This is a genomic window from Nocardia nova NBRC 15556 (assembly GCF_001613005.1).
GTDB classification, from domain to species: Bacteria; Actinomycetota; Actinomycetes; order Mycobacteriales; family Mycobacteriaceae; genus Nocardia; species Nocardia nova.
On record NZ_BDBN01000098.1, the window covers coordinates 15,415 to 33,114 of the forward strand.

At 68.2% G+C, this 17,700-nt stretch carries 21 protein-coding genes; 11 read left to right on the plus strand and 10 right to left on the minus strand.

The annotated features are described in order from the left end of the window. Both kdpA and kdpF read right to left on the minus strand, forming a co-directional pair. Complete coding sequence (gene kdpA, locus NN2_RS30165; RefSeq protein WP_063018038.1) at positions 1–1,671, minus strand: potassium-transporting ATPase subunit KdpA; 1,671 nt, start codon at positions 1,669–1,671, stop codon at positions 1–3. Continuing rightward, positions 1,672–1,758 (minus strand): K(+)-transporting ATPase subunit F, encoded by an 87-nt coding sequence (kdpF, locus tag NN2_RS38795; RefSeq protein ID WP_104363013.1) that lies wholly within the window; start codon positions 1,756–1,758, stop codon positions 1,672–1,674. It lies immediately after the preceding gene. Positions 1,759–2,132: 374 nt separating this feature from the next. On the opposite strand from kdpF, the gene NN2_RS37500 reads away from it, so the two are divergent. The 8 genes from NN2_RS37500 (at position 2,133) to NN2_RS30205 (ending at position 9,228) form a co-directional block, all read left to right on the plus strand. After that, complete coding sequence (locus NN2_RS37500) at positions 2,133–2,279, plus strand: hypothetical protein (protein WP_156511513.1); 147 nt, start codon at positions 2,133–2,135, stop codon at positions 2,277–2,279. Continuing rightward, the gene (locus tag NN2_RS30175; protein WP_063018040.1) at positions 2,276–4,798 is read left to right on the plus strand and encodes a DUF4118 domain-containing protein; all 2,523 of its coding nucleotides are present in this window, start codon (positions 2,276–2,278) and stop codon (positions 4,796–4,798) included. The genes NN2_RS37500 and NN2_RS30175 overlap by 4 nt, the downstream gene beginning before the upstream one ends. Before the next feature lie 138 nt (positions 4,799–4,936). Further along, the gene (locus tag NN2_RS30180) at positions 4,937–5,644 is read left to right on the plus strand and encodes a response regulator (RefSeq protein WP_063018042.1); all 708 of its coding nucleotides are present in this window, start codon (positions 4,937–4,939) and stop codon (positions 5,642–5,644) included. Between the two features lie 117 nt (positions 5,645–5,761). After that, positions 5,762–6,277 (plus strand): OsmC family protein, encoded by a 516-nt coding sequence (locus tag NN2_RS30185; RefSeq protein WP_081879222.1) that lies wholly within the window; start codon positions 5,762–5,764, stop codon positions 6,275–6,277. Beyond that, a complete protein-coding gene (locus tag NN2_RS30190) occupies positions 6,274–6,555 on the plus strand; it encodes an acylphosphatase (RefSeq protein ID WP_030513032.1) in 282 nt (93 codons plus the stop codon). Before NN2_RS30185 ends, NN2_RS30190 begins: the two co-directional genes overlap by 4 nt. A 24-nt stretch (positions 6,556–6,579) precedes the next feature. After that, entirely contained in the window at positions 6,580–7,572 is a 993-nt protein-coding gene (locus NN2_RS38800) for a hypothetical protein (RefSeq protein WP_245658918.1), read from the plus strand. Next, a complete protein-coding gene (locus tag NN2_RS30200) occupies positions 7,573–8,739 on the plus strand; it encodes a glutathionylspermidine synthase family protein (protein WP_063018044.1) in 1,167 nt (388 codons plus the stop codon). A gap of 36 nt (positions 8,740–8,775) precedes the next feature. Further along, on the plus strand, positions 8,776–9,228 hold the full coding sequence (locus tag NN2_RS30205) for a DUF350 domain-containing protein (protein ID WP_063018046.1): 453 nt from the start codon (positions 8,776–8,778) through the stop codon (positions 9,226–9,228). A 24-nt stretch (positions 9,229–9,252) separates the two neighbouring features. Here NN2_RS30205 and NN2_RS30210 read toward each other — a convergent pair whose 3' ends face one another. The 7 genes from NN2_RS30210 to NN2_RS30240 all read right to left on the minus strand — a co-directional run bounded on the left by NN2_RS30210 (position 9,253) and on the right by NN2_RS30240 (position 14,246). After that, positions 9,253–10,278, minus strand: a complete 1,026-nt coding sequence (locus NN2_RS30210) for a PHP domain-containing protein (RefSeq protein ID WP_082857386.1) — start codon at positions 10,276–10,278, stop codon at positions 9,253–9,255. Beyond that, on the minus strand, positions 10,278–10,859 hold the full coding sequence (locus NN2_RS30215; protein ID WP_030513027.1) for a dihydrofolate reductase family protein: 582 nt from the start codon (positions 10,857–10,859) through the stop codon (positions 10,278–10,280). The genes NN2_RS30210 and NN2_RS30215 overlap by 1 nt, the downstream gene beginning before the upstream one ends. A 63-nt stretch (positions 10,860–10,922) precedes the next feature. After that, entirely contained in the window at positions 10,923–11,780 is an 858-nt protein-coding gene (gene mutM, locus NN2_RS30220) for a bifunctional DNA-formamidopyrimidine glycosylase/DNA-(apurinic or apyrimidinic site) lyase (protein WP_063018048.1), read from the minus strand. Next, complete coding sequence (rnc, locus tag NN2_RS30225) at positions 11,780–12,535, minus strand: ribonuclease III (RefSeq protein WP_063018050.1); 756 nt, start codon at positions 12,533–12,535, stop codon at positions 11,780–11,782. The genes mutM and rnc overlap by 1 nt, the downstream gene beginning before the upstream one ends. Before the next feature lie 23 nt (positions 12,536–12,558). Then, a complete protein-coding gene (gene rpmF, locus NN2_RS30230) occupies positions 12,559–12,741 on the minus strand; it encodes a 50S ribosomal protein L32 (RefSeq protein ID WP_030513024.1) in 183 nt (60 codons plus the stop codon). Positions 12,742–12,743: 2 nt separating this feature from the next. Further along, entirely contained in the window at positions 12,744–13,403 is a 660-nt protein-coding gene (locus NN2_RS30235) for a YceD family protein (RefSeq protein ID WP_063018052.1), read from the minus strand. A gap of 96 nt (positions 13,404–13,499) precedes the next feature. Continuing rightward, complete coding sequence (locus NN2_RS30240; RefSeq protein WP_063018054.1) at positions 13,500–14,246, minus strand: DivIVA domain-containing protein; 747 nt, start codon at positions 14,244–14,246, stop codon at positions 13,500–13,502. Between the two features lie 251 nt (positions 14,247–14,497). Here NN2_RS30240 and NN2_RS30245 point away from each other — a divergent pair, with 251 nt between their 5' ends. From NN2_RS30245 to coaD, 3 genes are all read left to right on the plus strand, one after another. After that, positions 14,498–15,013: a GtrA family protein gene (locus NN2_RS30245; RefSeq protein WP_082857387.1), complete on the plus strand. Its 516-nt coding sequence runs from the start codon at positions 14,498–14,500 to the stop codon at positions 15,011–15,013. 297 nt (positions 15,014–15,310) lie between these two features. Further along, positions 15,311–16,330 (plus strand): hypothetical protein, encoded by a 1,020-nt coding sequence (locus NN2_RS30250; protein ID WP_063018056.1) that lies wholly within the window; start codon positions 15,311–15,313, stop codon positions 16,328–16,330. Between the two features lie 45 nt (positions 16,331–16,375). Then, positions 16,376–16,861: a pantetheine-phosphate adenylyltransferase gene (gene coaD, locus NN2_RS30255; protein ID WP_030513019.1), complete on the plus strand. Its 486-nt coding sequence runs from the start codon at positions 16,376–16,378 to the stop codon at positions 16,859–16,861. Positions 16,862–16,942: 81 nt separating this feature from the next. Here coaD and rsmD read toward each other — a convergent pair whose 3' ends face one another. Continuing rightward, positions 16,943–17,500, minus strand: coding sequence for a 16S rRNA (guanine(966)-N(2))-methyltransferase RsmD (gene rsmD, locus NN2_RS30260; protein ID WP_063018058.1), 558 nt, complete (start codon positions 17,498–17,500; stop codon positions 16,943–16,945). Positions 17,501–17,700: the final 200 nt, after the last annotated feature.

Consider the following 17,700-nt stretch of genomic DNA (forward strand, 5'->3'; position numbering starts at 1 on the left):
TCAGTGGATTCCTTCGGCGAGCGGCCCGAGCGCCAGCATGGGCAGGAAGGTCAGGGCGACCAGGATCAGCGTCACGCCGGCCACCATGCCGACGAACTGCGGCCGGTGCGTCGGCAACGTGCCGATCGATTCGGGCGTATGGCCCTGGGCGGCCAGCGATCCGGCCAGCGCGAGCACCAGGATGATGGGAACGAACCGGCCGAACACCATCGCCAGGCCGAGGGCGGTATTCCACCAGACGGTGTTGCCGCTGAGCCCGGCGAAGGCCGAGCCGTTGTTGTTGGCGGCCGAGGTGAAGGCGTAGAGCACCTCCGACAGGCCGTGTGGACCGGAGTTCGCCATGGCCGCGCGCTCGCCCGGCAACGCCATCGCGATCGCGGTACCCACCAGCGCGATCAGCGGAGTGATCAGGAAATACGATGCGGCGAACTTGATTTCGCGCGGGGTGATCTTCTTGCCGAGATATTCCGGTGTGCGCCCGACCATCAGCCCGGCGACGAATACGGTGATCACCGCCAGGATCAGCATCCCGTACAGACCCGATCCGACACCGCCGGGCGCGACCTCGCCCAGCTGCATGTTCACCATGGTCATCATGCCGCCGAGGCTGGTGTAGGAATCGTGGGCGGAGTCGACGGCACCGGTGGAAGTCAGCGTCGTGGACGCGGCGAAGGTCGCGGAATCGGCTACGCCGAACCGTGTTTCGACGCCCTCGAGCGCCGAGCCGACCGCGGTCGGCACGGTGCCGTGATGGCGCAACTGCAGGAGGTTGGTCAGCGTCACGCTGATCAGCGCGAGCATGCCCATCACCGACGCGATCGCAAAACCCTGCTTGGTGCTGCCCACCATGCGGCCGAAGGTCCGCGGCAGCGAGAAGGCGATCAGCAGGATCAGGAAGATCTCGACCCAGTTGGTCCAGGCCGTCGGGTTTTCGAACGGGTGCGCGGAGTTGACGTTGAAGAAGCCGCCACCGTTGGTGCCCAGCTCCTTGATGCTTTCCTGCGAGGCGACCGGCCCGCCCGGAATCGTCTGCGTCGCACCGGTGATCGTCTGCGCGACCTGATCGTGCAGGTGGAAGTTCTGGATCGCGCCACCGGCGACGAGCACGATCGCGAATACGAACGCGATGGGCAGCAGGATCCGGAGGGTGCCGCGCACGAGGTCGACCCAGAAGTTGCCGAGGTCGCCGGTGTGGCGGCGAGCGAACCCGCGCACCAGCGCGACCGCGACCGCCATCCCGACCGCGGCCGAGACGAAGTTCTGCACGGCCAGGCCCGCCATCTGGACCAGATGTCCCTGCGTCGACTCACCGGCGTAGTTCTGCCAGTTGGTGTTGGTGACGAAGCTGATCGCGGTATTCCACGCCAGCGCCGCGGTCATCTCGGTCCCGGGCTCGTGCAGATGCAACGGCAGGTGGCCCTGAATCAGCTGCAGGAAGAACAGCGCCAGAACGCTCACCGCGGAGAAGGCCAGCACGCTGCGGGCGTAGACGCCCCAGGTCTGCTCCACTCCGGGCTGGACCCCGATGGCGCGATAGAGGAGGCGTTCGGCACGCGACTGTTTCGTGCCCGAATACACCCGGTACATGTAGTCGCCGAGCGGGAGGTGGACCGCCGCGAGCGCGATGATCAGGGTCGCCACGAAGACGACCCCGGCAGTGGTTGTGCTCACCTAGAACCTTTCCGGGAACAGCAGCGCCGCGATCATGTAGACGGCGACGCCGAGCGCCAGGATCAGACCGACGATGTTCTCGATCACAGCCGTTCCACCCCCCGTTGGAGCAGGCCGAGCAGGGCGAAGATCGCCACGGTCACGACGGTGAACACCGCGACAGACATAAGTGCAAACCTCTCTGTTGACGGCATCCGGAGCGGATGCGCCGCCAGAGAGTCAAGCGTCTCGAACGGTCCGTTCTCGACGGCCTTGACGGCTTCTTAGCGGCGCGGACGACGGCTTTGACGAGGTGCTTACGTCCCTCCAGCGTCCGCGAACGCGCCGTCAAAGTCAGCACCGGCCTCGTCAAGAAAGCGTCAAGATCGGCGAACGATCGCCCGCGCAGGTGCACAGTGTGTTGTCCGGTTCGCCCAGTCGACCGGCACATCGGCAATCATCGGGGTCGTGAGGAGAAGACAGTGCCGGATTTCGCGGTCGCGGCGATGGTGATCATCGTCTTCGTCAGCTGCGCGCTGGGTCTGCGCGTTGCCGGCGGGCGAACCACCCGGGTCGACCGGGTTTCGCGCCGTCCACGTCGTCCGAATCGCGCGATGATGGACCTGTGAAGCGCGGACAACTACGCATCTACCTCGGGGCCGCGCCCGGCGTGGGAAAGACCTACGCGATGCTCGGCGAGGCGCATCGGCGGATAAGCCGTGGCCGCGACGTGGTCGCCGCGGTGGTGGAGACCCACGGCCGCAGCAAGACCGCGGAACTGCTCGAGGGCATCGAACGGATACCGCCGGCGATGCGCACCTACCGCGGCACGACCCTGCCCGAGCTGGATCTCGACGCGGTGCTGCGGCGGGCGCCGGCCGTGGCCCTGGTGGACGAACTCGCGCATACGAACGTGCCGGGATCGAAGAACGAGAAGCGCTGGCAGGACGTCCACGAACTGCTCGACGCCGGTATCGATGTCATCTCCACGGTCAACGTCCAGCATCTGGACAGCCTCAACGACGTCGTCGAGCAGATCACCGGCGTGGTGCAACGCGAAACCGTCCCGGATTGGGTGGTACGCGGCGCCGACCAGGTCGAACTGGTCGACATCACCCCGGAGGCATTGCGGCGCAGGCTTTCCCACGGCAACGTCTATACCGCCGACAAGGTCGACGCGGCGCTGCGCAACTACTTCCGGCCCGGCAACCTCACCGCGCTGCGCGAACTGGCCCTGTTGTGGCTGGCCGATCAGGTCGACGCGGCGCTGGCCAAATACCGTGCCGACCACAAGATCACCGCGACCTGGGAGGCGCGCGAACGCGTGGTCGTCGCGGTGACCGGCGGGCCGGAATCGGAGACGATCGTGCGCCGCGCGAGCCGCATCGCCACCAAATCCAGTGCCGAGCTGATCGTCGTGCACGTCGTGCGCGGCGACGGGCTGGCCGGGGTGTCGGCGCAACGGCTGCACCGGTTGCGTGAGCTCGCCGCCGGGCTCGGTTCCAGCCTGCACACGGTGACCGGCGAGAACGTGCCGAACGCCCTGCTGGATTTCGCCCGGCAGGTCAACGCCACCCAGCTGGTGGTGGGCACCTCACGGCGCTCGCGGTGGGCGCGGATTCTCGACCAGGGCATCGGCGCGACCGTGGTACAGCGCTCGGGAACCATCGACGTCCACATGGTCACCCACGAGGAAGCGCAACGAGGGCTGCGCTGGTCGGCCCTGCTGCGGCGGCAGCGACCGACCGTGTCGTGGCTGGCCGCGCTGGTCGTGCCCACCCTGATCACCCTGGTCTGCTATCTGTGGCTGGATTCGCGACTGGATCTGGCCGGTGAGAGCGCGATGTACTTCATCGGCGTGATCGCGGTCGCGTTGCTGGGCGGTGTCGCGCCGGCCGCGCTGTCGGCGGTGCTGGGCGGGTTGCTGCTGAATTGGTTCTTCACCACCCCACGCCACAGCCTCACCATCGCCGAACCCAACAATTTCCTCACCATCGTCGTGATGGCAGGGGTTGCCGTGGCGGTCGCGGCGCTGGTCGACATCTCGGCCAATCGCACCCGCGAGGCACGCACGGCCTCGCGCGAAGCCGAGTTGCTGACCCTGTTCGCCGGCGCGATCCTGCACGGCGCCGACCTGCCCGATCTGCTCGAGCGCGCCCGCGAGATCTACCGTCAGCGGGCGGTGAGTTTCGTCAGCGACGCCGAGGTGATCGCCTGCGTCGGTGACGATCCGGCGCGCACCCCCGGCGCCGCCGATACCGCGATCGGAGCCGGCGACGAGGAACACTGGCTGCTGCTCAGCGGGCGCGCGCTGACACCCGGGGACCGCCGGGTGCTCGCCGCGGTGGCCGGGCAGGCGGCCGGGCTCGTGCGCCAGCGTGAACTCGCCGACCAGGCCCAGGCGGCCGCCGGTGTGATGGCGGCCGACCGGCTGCGCCGCGCACTGCTGTCGGCGGTCAGCCACGACCTGCGCACGCCGCTGGCCGCGGCCAAGGCGGCGGTATCGAGTCTGCGCAGCGAGGACGTGCAGTTCTCCCCCGCAGATACCGCCGAATTACTGGAAACCATCGAGGAATCCACCGATCAGCTCACCGCGCTCGTCGGCAATCTGCTCGACTCCTCGCGGCTCGCGGCCGGCGCCGTGGAACCCAACCTCAAACAGGTCTACCTGGAGGAGGTGGTCAACCGCGCGGTCGTCGGCGTCGGGATGGGGACCCGCGGTGTGCGGCAGGCGGCGATGGACCGGGTGAAGGTCGAAGTCGGCGAGGTGTCGGTCTATGCCGACAGCGGCCTGCTGGAACGGGTGCTGGCCAATTTGATCGACAACGCGCTGCGCTACTCGGCGCCGGCCGGAACGACGGTCCCCGACACACCGGTGCGGGTTGGCGCCGAACGCGACGGCGGCCGGGTATCCATCACAGTGGTCGACTACGGTCCGGGCGTTCCGACCGGACTCGAGGACCAGATGTTCGAGCCGTTCCAGCGATTGGGCGACCGCGACAATTCGACCGGTGTGGGCCTGGGCCTGTCGGTGGTCCGCGGATTCGTCGAGGCGATGGGCGGGACCGTACACGCCGAACCGACGCCGGGAGGTGGGCTGACCATGGTGATCGAGTTGCCGGCAGGAGAGACACAGGAGGCGTCGTGAGCAACACTGCGCAGCCCGCTCGCGCCGCCGACCGGGTGCGGGTGTCCCGCAAGACACAGGAGGCGTCGTGAGCAACACTGCGCAGCCCGCTCGCGCCGCCGACCGGGTGCGGGTGTCCCGCAAGACACAGGAGGCGTCGTGACATCGGCCGAACGACCGCCGGCCGCGACCCGCGTGCTGGTCGTCGACGACGAACCGCAGATCCTGCGCGCGCTGCGGATCAATCTGTCGGTGCGTGGCTACGAGGTGATCACCGCCGCCACCGGCGCTGCGGCCCTGCGGGCGGCCGCGGAGAAACACCCCGACGTGGTTGTGCTGGATCTCGGCCTGCCCGATATCGACGGTGTCGAGGTACTGGCCGGAATTCGCGGCTGGAGTTCGATGCCGGTGATCGTGCTGTCCGCCCGCACCGATTCCTCGGACAAGGTGCAGGCCCTCGACACCGGCGCAGACGACTACGTCACCAAACCGTTCGGCATGGACGAACTGCTGGCCCGCCTGCGGGCGGCGGTGCGGCGTTCCGCCTCGACGGCCGAGGAGTCGGCGCCGATCGTGGAAACGTCCTCGTTCACCGTCGATCTCGCGGCGAAGAAGGTCATCCGCGGCGGCCGCGATGTCCACCTCACGCCCACCGAATGGGGTGTGCTGGAAATGCTGGTGCGCAATCAGGGCAAACTGGTGGGCCGCCGGGAACTGCTGCGCGAGGTGTGGGGCCCGACGTATGCGACCGAAACCCACTATCTCCGGGTGTATCTGGCGCAGCTGCGGCGCAAGCTCGAAGACGACCCTTCCCAGCCGAAACATCTGCTCACCGAGGCCGGTATGGGGTACCGATTCCAAGCCTGATCCGAGCCCGGCCACGCCCGGCAGAACCGGTGATATCCGACACAACGGCCTCCACACGCCGTGGTGAAAGCCGGTGTGCGGTGCGGATACGCCGGGCACGATGGCAGGATCGACGGTATGTCCGAACAGACCGCCAACTCCGCCGCACCCACCGCCGCCGCTGCGCAGCCCGCGACCGTCGCGGCCGCCCCGCAGGCCAAGGCGCCGAAGCCGGTGACCGAATTGTGGGTGGAGCGGACCGGCACCCGCCGCTACACCGGGCGCAGCTCGCGCGGAGCCGAGGTACTCATCGGCTCCGACGGCGTCGAGGGCGTCTTCACCCCGGGCGAGCTGCTGAAGATCGCGCTGGCCGCCTGCACCGGGATGAGTTCGGACTTCCCGCTGTCCAACCGGCTGGGCGAGACCTACGACACCACGATCCGCGTCTCCGGCGACGCCGACCGCGAGAACGAGGTGTATCCGGAACTGAACGAGATCGTCGAACTGGACCTGTCCGAACTCGACGAGGCCGGGCGCCAGCGCCTGCTGGTCACCGTGCAGCGCGCCATCGACAAGGTGTGCACGGTGGGACGGACGCTGAAGGCGGGCACCACGGTGAATCTGACGTTCCAGATCGACAAGATCGACTCGTGAGCCCCGACCCCGTCCGGCTCAGCGCCTGGGTGCACGGCCTGGTTCAGGGCGTCGGGTTCCGCTGGTGGACGCGAGCGCGGGCGCTGGAGCTCGGTTTGGTGGGCCACGCCCGCAACACCCGGGACGGGCGCGTGCACGTGGTGGCCGAGGGTCCGCGACCGGCGTGCGAGCGTTTGCTGGCATTGTTGCGGTCGGGTGACACGCCTGGTCGAGTCGACCTGGTTGTGGAAAACTGGGGCGCCGCCCTCGGCGGAATCACAGGCTTCGAGGAACGGTAGCGGCGGGGATACAGGAGTCGATCGTTGGCAACACATGAGCCGGGCGGCGGACCCGGGGATCGGGATTCGCACGACCCCCGCGACACCCCGTCCGCGGGAGAAGACAGCACCGGGGGCGGCACGGAATCCGGCGAGTCGAAGGGAATCGGCGCCTCGGATCCGACGGTGCGTTTCGGCGCGCGGCCCGAAGGCGAGCGCGAAACCGGCGCATCCGAGGCGGAACCGACGAGACGCCTGGGCGAACCGGACCCCACCCTCCCGAATCCGCGGACCGCGCCGACTCTCCCCGGCACGCCCATCCTGCCCGGCTTCCCCGACCCGGCCTCGACGATTCCCGGCCCGGCTACCCCCGGTGCGCCGAACCCGCTGTCGGACAACGCTTTCGGCGCCGATGCCGGTGGGCCGGCCGATCCCGAGGGTGAAAATTCCGGTGCCGCAGGCGAATCCGACAGACCCCGGCGCCTGCGCGGAAGTATGCAGCGGCAGGAGGCCGGCGTCACCCAGCCCCGTCCGCCGACGGTGGCCGAGGCGCGGGCGCGCGACAAGGCCCGCAAACGCGCCGAAGAGGCGGAACGGGCCGCGGCGGAGGCCGCGGAAACCAAGCGGCGCAAGCGCAAACGGCTGCTCATCGGCGGCATGGCGGTGGCCGGCATCGCCGCGGTGGTGGGTACCGGATATCTCGCCTACCAGGCCGCACACCGGCCCGCGAACGTGACCGCCTACTGCATCACCGACGACAACGGGCAACAGCAGGTCGTACCCGACGACGACTGTGTGCGCGCCCAGTCCTACGCGAGTACCGGCGGCTATTACGGCGGTGGCGGCCTGGGACCGGGCATCTTCCTCTACAACGGCCACCAGTACCGCTACTACTACGGCGGCAACAACACCGTCGGGCGCGCGCCCGTCGGCGGCAGCACGGTCGCGCCGAAGAAGGCCACCGTGAGCACCAAGAGCGGGACCGTCGTACGAGGCGGTCTCGGCAGTAAATCCGGTTCCACCAGTGGAGGCTCCTAGATGCGTCGGATGCGCAACCGGCAACGTACCGGCTGGCAGAAGATCATCGCCGATCAAGGGCTGGTATTCGGCTCGCCCGGCCGCGACGCGAACGGACAGTCGCGCCCGTACTGGGACGAATCGGTGCACTACGAATTCGATCTCGACGAGATCCTCGCGCTCGAGGCCCAGGTCGAGGTGCTGCACTCGATGTGCCTGCACGCGGTCGAGCAGATCGTGCTCACCGAGCGCTTCGCCGATTTCGGCCTGCCCGAATGGAGTTGGGAGCCGATCAAGAAGTCGTGGCATCGCAGCGACCCCTACGTCTACGGGCGTTTCGATCTGCGCTACGACGGCCGCGGTCCGGCGAAACTGCTGGAGTACAACGCCGATACGCCGACCTCGCTGCTGGAAGCGGCCATCGTGCAGTGGCACTGGCTCACCGACGTCTACCCCGACGACGACCAGTGGAATTCGCTGCACGAGCGCCTGGTCGAGCGCTGGGGCGAGCTGCTCGACCAGCTGCCCACCAATCAGCTGCACTTCACCTGGTCCTCGGCCGACGCCTCCGGCGAGGACAACGTGACCACCGCGTATATGCAGGAGACCGCCGCCGAGGCCGGTTTCGACACCATCGCGCTGCCGATCGAGGAGATCGGATTCGATACCGAGCTGGAGCGTTTCGTCGATCTGGCCGAGGCGCCGATCGGTTCGATCTTCAAGCTGTATCCGTGGGAGTGGGCGCTCGACGACGATTTCGGCAAGCGCGTGGTGGACTCCATCCCCGAGACCGCCTGGGTCGAACCCCTCTGGAAGACGCTGCTGTCCAACAAGGCGCTGCTGGCGGTGCTGTGGGAGATGTATCCCGGGCATCCGAATCTGCTGCCGGCCTATCTCGACGACCCGCACGAGCTCACCGAGTACATCCGCAAACCGAAGCTGGGCCGCGAGGGCGCCAATATGACCATCGTCGGCGCCGGGATGGAGACCTCGACCGGCGGCGTGTACGGCGAGGAGGGGTTCGTCTACCAACTTCTCGATCCGCTACCGGATTTCGACGGCCTGCGGCCGGTCCTGGGCGCCTGGATCGTCGGCGACACCTCGGCCGGTCTCGGCATCCGCGAATCCCCCGGCCTGATCACCGACGACGGCTCCACCTTCGTTCCGCATCGCATTCCGACCAAGTAGCATTCAGCGACTCGATCAACATCACCGGAGGAATCTGTGTCGTCCACCCTCGCGCTCGAATCAGGGTATTGGAGCTCCGTCGGGCACGGCGTCGGCGCGATCGCGCTGTACGCGGTGCTGGGTCTGGCCCTGATGCTGATCGGATTCCAGGCCATCGACAGTTCCACGCCCGGACCGCTGCGCAAGATGGTCGCCGCCGGTAATCCGAACGCGGTCGTCATCGCCTCCGCGGGCATGGTGAGTATGGCGTTGATCGTGGTGCTGGCGATCTACTCCTCCGGCGGCCGGCTCGTCGAGGGCCTGATCGCCACCGGCATCTACGGGCTGGTGGGCATCATCGCGCAGGTGGTCTCCATCCGGCTGCTCGAATGGCTGGTCGGCCTGCACATCGGCGATCTGCTGAAATCGTCCAGCTACCAGATTCAGTCGCTGCTGGTGGCCGCCGCGCATCTGGCGATCGGCATGGTCGTCGCATTCGCGATCCTCTGAGCGGGCCCGGTTCGCCGCGAGGGGTCACCGCGCGGTGAACGCCAGGAGTTCATCCAACGGCAGGCTGTTGATGATGCGATCGGCCGGGACCTCGTTCGCCGCGGCGCGTTCACAGCCGTAGCCCTGCCAATCCAGCTGGCCGGGGGCGTGCGCATCGGTATCGATGCTGAAGTAGCAGCCCATCTCCACGGCCAGGCGCAACAGCCGGCTCGGTGGATCGAGCCGTTCGGGACGGCTGTTGATTTCCACGGCCGTCCCGTAACGGCGGCAAGCCTCGAAGACGAGTTCGGCGTCGAACGACGATTCCGGCCGGATGCCGCGATTACCGGCGACCAATCGCCCGGTGCAGTGGCCGAGGATGTCGACGTTCGGATTCGCCACCGCGTACACCATGCGTTTGGTCATGGTCGCCGAGTCGGCGCGCAGGTTCGAATGCACGCTGGCCACAACGACATCCAGGCGAGCGAGCAGCTCGGCCTGCTGGTCGAGGGTGCCGTCGTCGAGGATGTCGACTTCGATACCGGTGAGAATGCGAAACGGCGCGAGCCGCTCGTTGAGTTCGGCGACCACGTCCAGCTGGCGGCGCAACCGCTCCGCGGAGAGTCCGTTGGCGACTTTCAACCGCGGCGAATGATCGGTCAGCGCACAGTATTGGTGGCCCAGCGCCTGCGCGGTGCGCATCATCTCCTCGATCGGGCTGCCGCCGTCGGACCAGTCGGAGTGGGTGTGCAGATCGCCCCGCAGCAACGCGCGGACCTCGCCACCGGCGGGTGCGATCGGCTTTGCGGCGGAACGCAATTCGGTCAGTCGCTGCGGTACGGCGCCGGCGCACGCCTGTTCGATCACCGCCGCGGTCTTCGGGCCGATGCCCGAAAGTTCCTGCCAGGCACCGGATTCGCGGTAACGATCGAAATCGGCCTCCGACAGCTCGGCCACCACATCGGCCGCCCGCCGGTAGGCCTTGACGCGATGGGTCTGCGCGCGATCGCGTTCCATCCAGAACGCGATCTCGCGCAGCGCGGCCACCGGATCCGGAACCTGGCCGCCCACTAGGGCAACCGGCTGTATTTGATGAACGACACTCCGTCCTCGAACACCCGGCCGGTGAGCACCCGGAACAGCGCCGGCTCGGGCAGCCGCGGTCCCGCGCCGAACAGCGGCCGGCCGTGCCCCAGCACGATCGGATACAACTTGAGGAAGATCTGGTCGATCTCCGGCAGCAGCGCCTGTGCCAGTTCACCGCCGCCGCACAACCAGATACCCGAGCCCTTCTCCTGCTTGAGCCCGCGCACGCGCCCCAGCGGGTCGGAGGAGATCAGCTCGACGTCCGGATCCGGATCGCCGGGCAGGGTGGTCGACACGACGAACTGCCGCAGATGTGAATACGGGCTCGACGTGCCGGTCCGCACCCCGAAATCGTGGGTCTTGCGACCCATGATCACGGTGTCGAAACTTTCGCCCGGACTGTCGATCCCGAGCGATTCCCGGATCTTGGTCGGTAACGTCTCCGGATACTGCGCGGTGATGGCGGGGCCGTGGTCACCGCCGACCGGGAAGAAGTCGACCGATCCGTCCGAGGTGGCGATATACCCGTCGATGGTCGAGGCCACGAAGTAGGTGAGCTTGCGCATCCGCTCTCCCTTCGTACGAAGTGGCTTTATCGGACACACCGCAAATTTAGCGCGTGCTCGCCGCTATCGCCGGGGCTTCGGCTGGCAGCGCGGACAGGAGTAGGACGAGCGGTTCATGAACTTCTCGCGGCGGATCGGCGCGCCGCAGCGACGGCACGGTTCGTCCTCGCGGCCGTAGGCGGCCAGCGACCGCTCGAAGTATCCGGAATTGCCGTTGACGTTGACATACAGCGCGTCGAAGGAGGTGCCGCCGGCGTCGAGGGCCGCACCCATCACCGCCTGCACCTCGCTCAGCAGCCGCCGCAGCGCGGGCCGGGTGAGCGCCGCGGCGGGGCGTTCGCCGTGGATGCGGGCTCGCCACAACGCCTCGTCGGCGTAGATGTTGCCGATACCCGACACCACCGTCTGATCCAGCAGCACCCGCTTGATCTCGGAGGATTTGGTCCGCATCCGCGCGACCACGGCCTCGGTATCGAAACGGGGGTCGAGCGGATCGCGCGCGATGTGGGCGACCGATTCCGGCAGTTCCTCACCGTCGAGAGCGATGAGCCGGTTCAGCGCCCAGCCACCGAAGGTGCGCTGATCGATGAAGCGCAGCTGGGTGCCGTTGTCGAGTCCGGCGACGATATGCGCGTGCTTCTCCAGCGGCGCCTGCGCGGACTGTACGAGCATCTGCCCGCTCATCCCCAGGTGGACGACGAGTGCGGCATCGGGATCGTCGAAGGTCAGCCAGAGGAATTTGCCGCGGCGGCGGGCGGATTCGATCCGCAGGCCCGCCATCCGGCCGGCCAGATCGTCACCGCCGAGTTCGTGGCGGCGCACCGACCGCGGATGTTTGACCAGGACCGATTCCACGATGTGGCCGACGACGTGCTCCTCGAGTCCGCGCCGGACCACCTCGACCTCGGGCAGTTCGGGCATCAGTCACCGGCTTCGGCGGAACCGTCCGCGGTGAGCGCCTGCCACGCAGCGCCCGCGGCCTTCTGCTCGGCTTCCTTCTTCGACCGGCCGACGCCCTGCCCGTAGGCCTGGCCACCGATCACCGCGGTGGCGGTGAATTCCTTGTCGTGGTCGGGACCGGTCGAGGTGATCTCGTAGCTGGGCACGCCGATGCCGCGTTCCGCGGTGAGCTCCTGCAGACTGGTCTTCCAGTCCAGGCCGGCGCCCATCCGGGGACCGCGTTCGAGCAGTTCGGCGAACAGCCGCAGCACGACTCCGCGCGCGACCTCGATGCCGTGTTGCAGATGGACCGCACCCAGCAGCGACTCCATCCCATCGGCGAGAATGCTCGCCTTGTCCCGGCCGCCGGTGAGTTCCTCGCCCTTACCGAGCAGCAGATGACGGCCGAGGCCGCCCGCACCCAGGCCGCGCGCGACCTCGGCCAGGGCATGCATGTTCACCACACTGGCGCGCAGTTTGGCGAGCTCGCCTTCGGATTTCTCCGGATGCTCGAGGTACAGGCGCTCGGTGATGCTCAGACCGAGAACCGAATCGCCCAGGAATTCCAGGCGTTCGTTGGTCGGCAGCCCACCGTTCTCGTAGGCGTAGGAACGGTGGGTGAGCGCCAGCCGGAGCAGGTCCGGGCGCACCTCCACGCCGAGCGCTTCGAGAAGGCTGGCGTGGTCAGCGGCATCGCCCGCTGCGGGTGCGTCCGCTTCGTCCTTACCGGCGGTCACTTCGCGGCTACCCGATCGGCAGATCAGATGGCCGAGGTGACCTGGCGGCCCTTGTAGGTACCGCAGTTCGGGCACGCGATGTGCGGGAGGGTCTTCTGACCGCACGCCCGGTTCGGGCAGGTGATCAGGGTCGGCGCGGTGGCCTTCCACTGGCTGCGCCGCGAGTGGGTGTTGGCACGAGACATCCGGCGCTTCGGAACGGCCACGACTACTTCTCCTCTGTCGTCGAACTTGCCGAACCATGGCGGTCGGCAAGAGATCGGTCTACGTCTGATGGGGCGTCGGAGACGCCGGAGCTGGGGGTTTCGCTCGCGAATTTCGCAAGCCCCGCCCAGCGAGGGTCCAGTATCTCATGCGTGTGATCCGGACCCGCAATCGCCATCCGGACACCGCATTCCGGGCACAGCCCGGCGCAATCGGGTTCGCACAGCGGCTGCAGCGGCAATTCCAGACCGACGGCGTCGGTGACCACCGGCTCGATGTCGATCATGTCGTCGACGAGCCGGTAGATCTCGTCTTCCTCGGTGGTCTGCTCGGTCGCGCTGTCCGGATAGGCGAACAGTTCGGTGATCTCGAGTTCCAGATCGTCGGTGAACGACTCCAGGCAGCGCGAGCACTCCCCCTCGATGGGCGCCGACACCGAACCGGTGACCAGCACGCCCTCCGAGACCGCCTGCAGGGTCAGATCGAGGTCGATCTCGGCACCGGCCGGGATCGCGATCAGGTCCAAGCCGATCTTCTCGGGGGCGGTGACGACCCGATGCACCCGCCGGATCGAGCCCGGGGCGCGCCCCAGACTGCGGGTGTCCAGCACGAAATCCGCGTCGGTCTGACGACGACGCGAACCGGGACCGGACTGGGCGGACATCGGACACTCACTCACGTTTCGAGGGGGTTTGGGCAACCACTCCACAGTACGCGAACTGCGCCGATCCCCCCAAATCCCGGAACGAGCGCGGGCAGATCAGCGCCGGAAGTCGGCGGCGTAGTCCGGAATGCCGGTCCCCGAACGCAATTGCTGGCGACCACGGCCCACCGTCCGCAGCGTCGAGTGCAGCGTCTCCTCGAAATCGGCGAGCTGGGAATCGACATAGTGATCGCATTCCTCGCGCAGCCGGTCGGCCTCGGTCTGCGCGGCGTCGATCAGGCGCGCGGATTCGGCGTGCGCGGCCCGCACCACCTCGGTCTGCGAGACCAGGCGCTCCTGTTCGGCCTGCCCCTCGGCCACCGATCGGTCGTAGGAGGCCTGGCCCGCCGCGATCATCCGCTCCGATTCGGTGCGGGCCCGGCCGGTGAGCGCCTCGTACTCGGCCTTACCGTCGGTCACGATGCGGTCGGCCTCGGCCTGTGCGGTCGCGACCAGGTGATCGGCATGCGCGCGGGCCTCGGCGACCATCCGGTCGGCGTGGGCCTTGGCGTCGGCCAGCAGCCGGTCGGCCTCCTCGCGGGCGCCGGCGACGGTCTGTTCGGCCTGGTCGTTCGCGCCGGTCACCGTGGCGTCGGCGGTATTGCGGGCATCGGAGACGATCTTGTCGCGGTGGTCGAGCACGTCCTGGGCGTCGTCGAGTTCGCCGGGCAGCGCCTCACGCACGTCGTCGAGCAGTTCCAGCACATCACCGCGAGGCACGATGCAATTGCGAGTCGGCGGGATACCCCGCGCCTCTTCGACGATCGCGACCAGTTCGTCGAGTGCCTCGAATACGCGATACATCCTGCTGACCCCACTCTCGTGCCGAACTACTGCTCTCGGCCCAGTGTGCCCGCATCCCGCGTGTCTGCCCAGATCACCTTCGGTGTGTCGGATGGTGTTTCCTATCCCACACAAATCAAGTGGAGGAAATCTCTCCGCTTGGTGCTATCTTTTTCTACTGAGCGGTAGACCAGCCGGAACCCGTCACCCTCGGCGTCCGGCACTGTGCGATCGGAACGACAATGGTTGTCCTTTATCCGGCACCTCCGGGTATGTGGGTGAACCCACAGCCCGATCCGGGCGTATCCATCGTGCGCAGCGAACTGCCGGCCGAGACGCCGGAGCCGCAGCAGTCCCCGCCCGTTGCCGGCCGCCTCGCCTCGCGCTTCGCCGACTATCTGCGCGGGGACCACTGGCTGTCGCAACTCGTCCGGTTCGCGCTGGTCGGCGGTTTCAGCAATATCGGCTACTTCCTGCTCTTCTTGGCCTGCTACAGCGGCGGGCCGCAGCTGGCCAACCTGACCGGATCCATCGTCAGCACGGCACTCGCCAACGAACTGCACCGCCGCCTCACCTTCCACGCCGCCGACCGGGTCGGCTGGCTCGCGGCCCAACTCGAGGGCGGTGGACTGGCGCTGGCCGGACTCGCCATCACCTCGGGGGCGCTGGCGGTGCTCGACATCGCGGCGCCCGGCCTCGACGACGTCGCCGAGGCGATCGCCGTCATCGGCATCACCGCCGGAGTCGGCACCCTGCGCTTCCTCACGCTGCGGCTCTGGGTGTTCTGACTGTTCTGATCGCGGTGTTCCGATCGCCGGGCATTCCTGGACGGGGTGCGGCTGCAACCTGGTCATCTGTGCAAGGAACCGAGTCTCCTTACCCCACGTCCTAACTCAGCAAACGTCGTTGCGAGTTCTCATCGTGGGAGGTTCGGCAATGCACCACCGTTCGGAGAACCACTGTCCGGGAAGCCCCATCATCTGGCGGGCCGGTCTGCGCTCGGCCACCTCCCCGCGCCCGCGGGTACCGGTCCCCTGTCCTCTTCTCCCTCGCCCGCGCCGCACCCGGCCGTACCAGGACCCGCAATGACGCACCGCGACACGCGTGCCGAAACCTTGTGCCGCGCAAGCCGGTCAACGGTCCAGGGCGGGGTCGCCGGACTGCACCGGCGCCGAGACGCGGTCTCGGCGGGGGTCGGCGACGACGAGATCCGGCGGCGGTGCGCGATCGGGAGCTGGCGGCGGGTGCGGCGCGGGGCGTACGCCGAGGCCTCGCTACTCGCGGAATTGGACGGCGTGGCACGGCACCGGCTGGCGGTGGCCGCACTGCTGCCGGAGATGGCGGCCGATGCCGTGGTGAGCCACCAATCGGCGGCGGTCGTGCTGGGTGCGCCGATGTCGCCGGCATTGCTGGACCGCGTGCACGTGACACGCAATCGACGCCACGGCGGGCGCATCAAACCGAATCTGCAGGTGCATTGCGCACCCGTCACCGTGGTGGCCGAACGGCACGGGCTGCTGGTCACCAGTCCCGCCCGCACGGTCATCGATCTGGCTCGCACCCTTCCGTTCGAATCGGCGGTCGTCGTCGGCGATGCCCTCGCTCGCGAATTCGGCATCACCGCACCGGCATTGGCGCGCGAACTGGCCTGCGCCCGGGGCCGGCGCGGCGTCGACGGCGCCCGGCACGTGATCGGTTTCCTCGATCCGCGCAGCGCCGGAGTCGACCACTCCCGGATCCGGGTGTTGCTGCGGCTGCTCGGCTTCCCGCCGGCGTCCGCGGGTGGGGTGATCCATGCCGAGGACGGGAGAGTGCTGGGGACGGCCGACCTGTATCTCGGCCGAACCGGGGTGGTGCTCGAGGTCGATGGGCACCGCCCGAGCAGAGCGCGGGCCCATGGCAGTCTGTCGCGCCGCCCGCCGGATGCGGTGTTGCGGCGCTACGGATTTCAGCCGGTCCGCACCACCTGGCGCGGTTTGAGTACGGGAGGCACCGCGGAACGCGTGCACGCTGCGCTGAGCCGGTCCCGCGAGCAGCGCCCTCGCGGTTACATCCGCCCCGCGCCCCTCCCGCCGCCGACGTCACTGCGGCTGCGTGCGCTGTGACGACCACGATCGGCTCGGCCCGCCCCGACCTGTTAGCGTCGCTGCATGGCTGGAGCACTGTGTCCCGGGTCCTTCGATCCGGTGACCAACGGGCATATCGACGTCATCTCGCGCGCGGCTGCGCAGTTCGACGAGGTCGTCGTGACCGTGATGATCAACAAGAGCAAGCAGGGCATGTTCAGCGTCGACGAGCGGATCGAGATGTTGCGCGAGGCGACCGCCGATCTGCCCAACGTACGGATCGAATCCTGGTACGGGCTGCTGGTCGATTTCGCTCGCGAACAGGGCATCACCGCCATGGTCAAGGGTCTGCGCGATGCCACCGATCTCGGATACGAGATGCAGATGGCCCAGATGAACAAGCACCTCTCGGGCGTCGACACCTACTTCCTGGCCACCAACCCGGCGCTGAGCTTCCTGTCCAGCTCCCTGGTCAAGGAGGTGGCGACCTTCGGCGGCGACGTCACCGGCATGTTGCCGCCGGCCGTGCACAAACGCCTGCTCGCCCGCATCGCCGAACGCCGCGGCTGAGTCGGTCGCCGTGGCGGCGGGAGCCACCGCGGCGGCAGGCCTTGCCGGCGGAACGACCGTCGACCGAGCCCGAGTCCGGGATTATCCGTGGTATTCCGCCAGATCGACGCGAGTTTCGCCGTATCGGCGCGACTTCAACGCCGAATAACCTGCGGGCCATGCCGTTTCCGGTGATCGCGCCGACCGCTCGATGACGATCAGCGCGTCCCCGCACAACCAGCCGTTGGCCGACAACGCCCGCAGGTCGGCCTCGACAGCGGCGTCGGCGACCGCGTAGGGCGGGTCGGACAGCACCAGGTCGTACGGTTCGGCGGGTGCTGTCGCCAGCACGGACGCGACTGTGCCCAGGCGCAATTCGGCGCCGGGCACATCCAGATCCGCGATATTGCCGCGAATCACCGCGGCCGCCTTGCGATCGGATTCGATCAGCAGCGCATGGGACGCACCGCGCGACAGCGCCTCCAGACCGAGGGCGCCGGACCCGGCATAGAGGTCGAGCACCCGGATGCCGTCGAAATCCATGCGCGCGGAAAGCGCGTTGAACAGCGCTTCCCGCACCCGGTCCGAGGTCGGCCTGGTCCCCGCGGGCGGAACCCGCAGTCGCCGACCACCGGCCGTGCCCGCGACGATCCGGGTCACCGCGATCCCCCCGCCACGGCAAGCCGAGGGCAAGCGCGAGCCGGTCCGTGACCGATCACGGCCGGCCCTCGTCCCGCGCACGAATGTGGCTGACCGGCATCGTCATTCGGCCGATGTCTCGTTCATGCGCAGTTCCACCAGCAGGTCGCCGCCTTCCACCTGCTGCACCGTGCCGATCGCCACCCGGGCGACGACTCCCG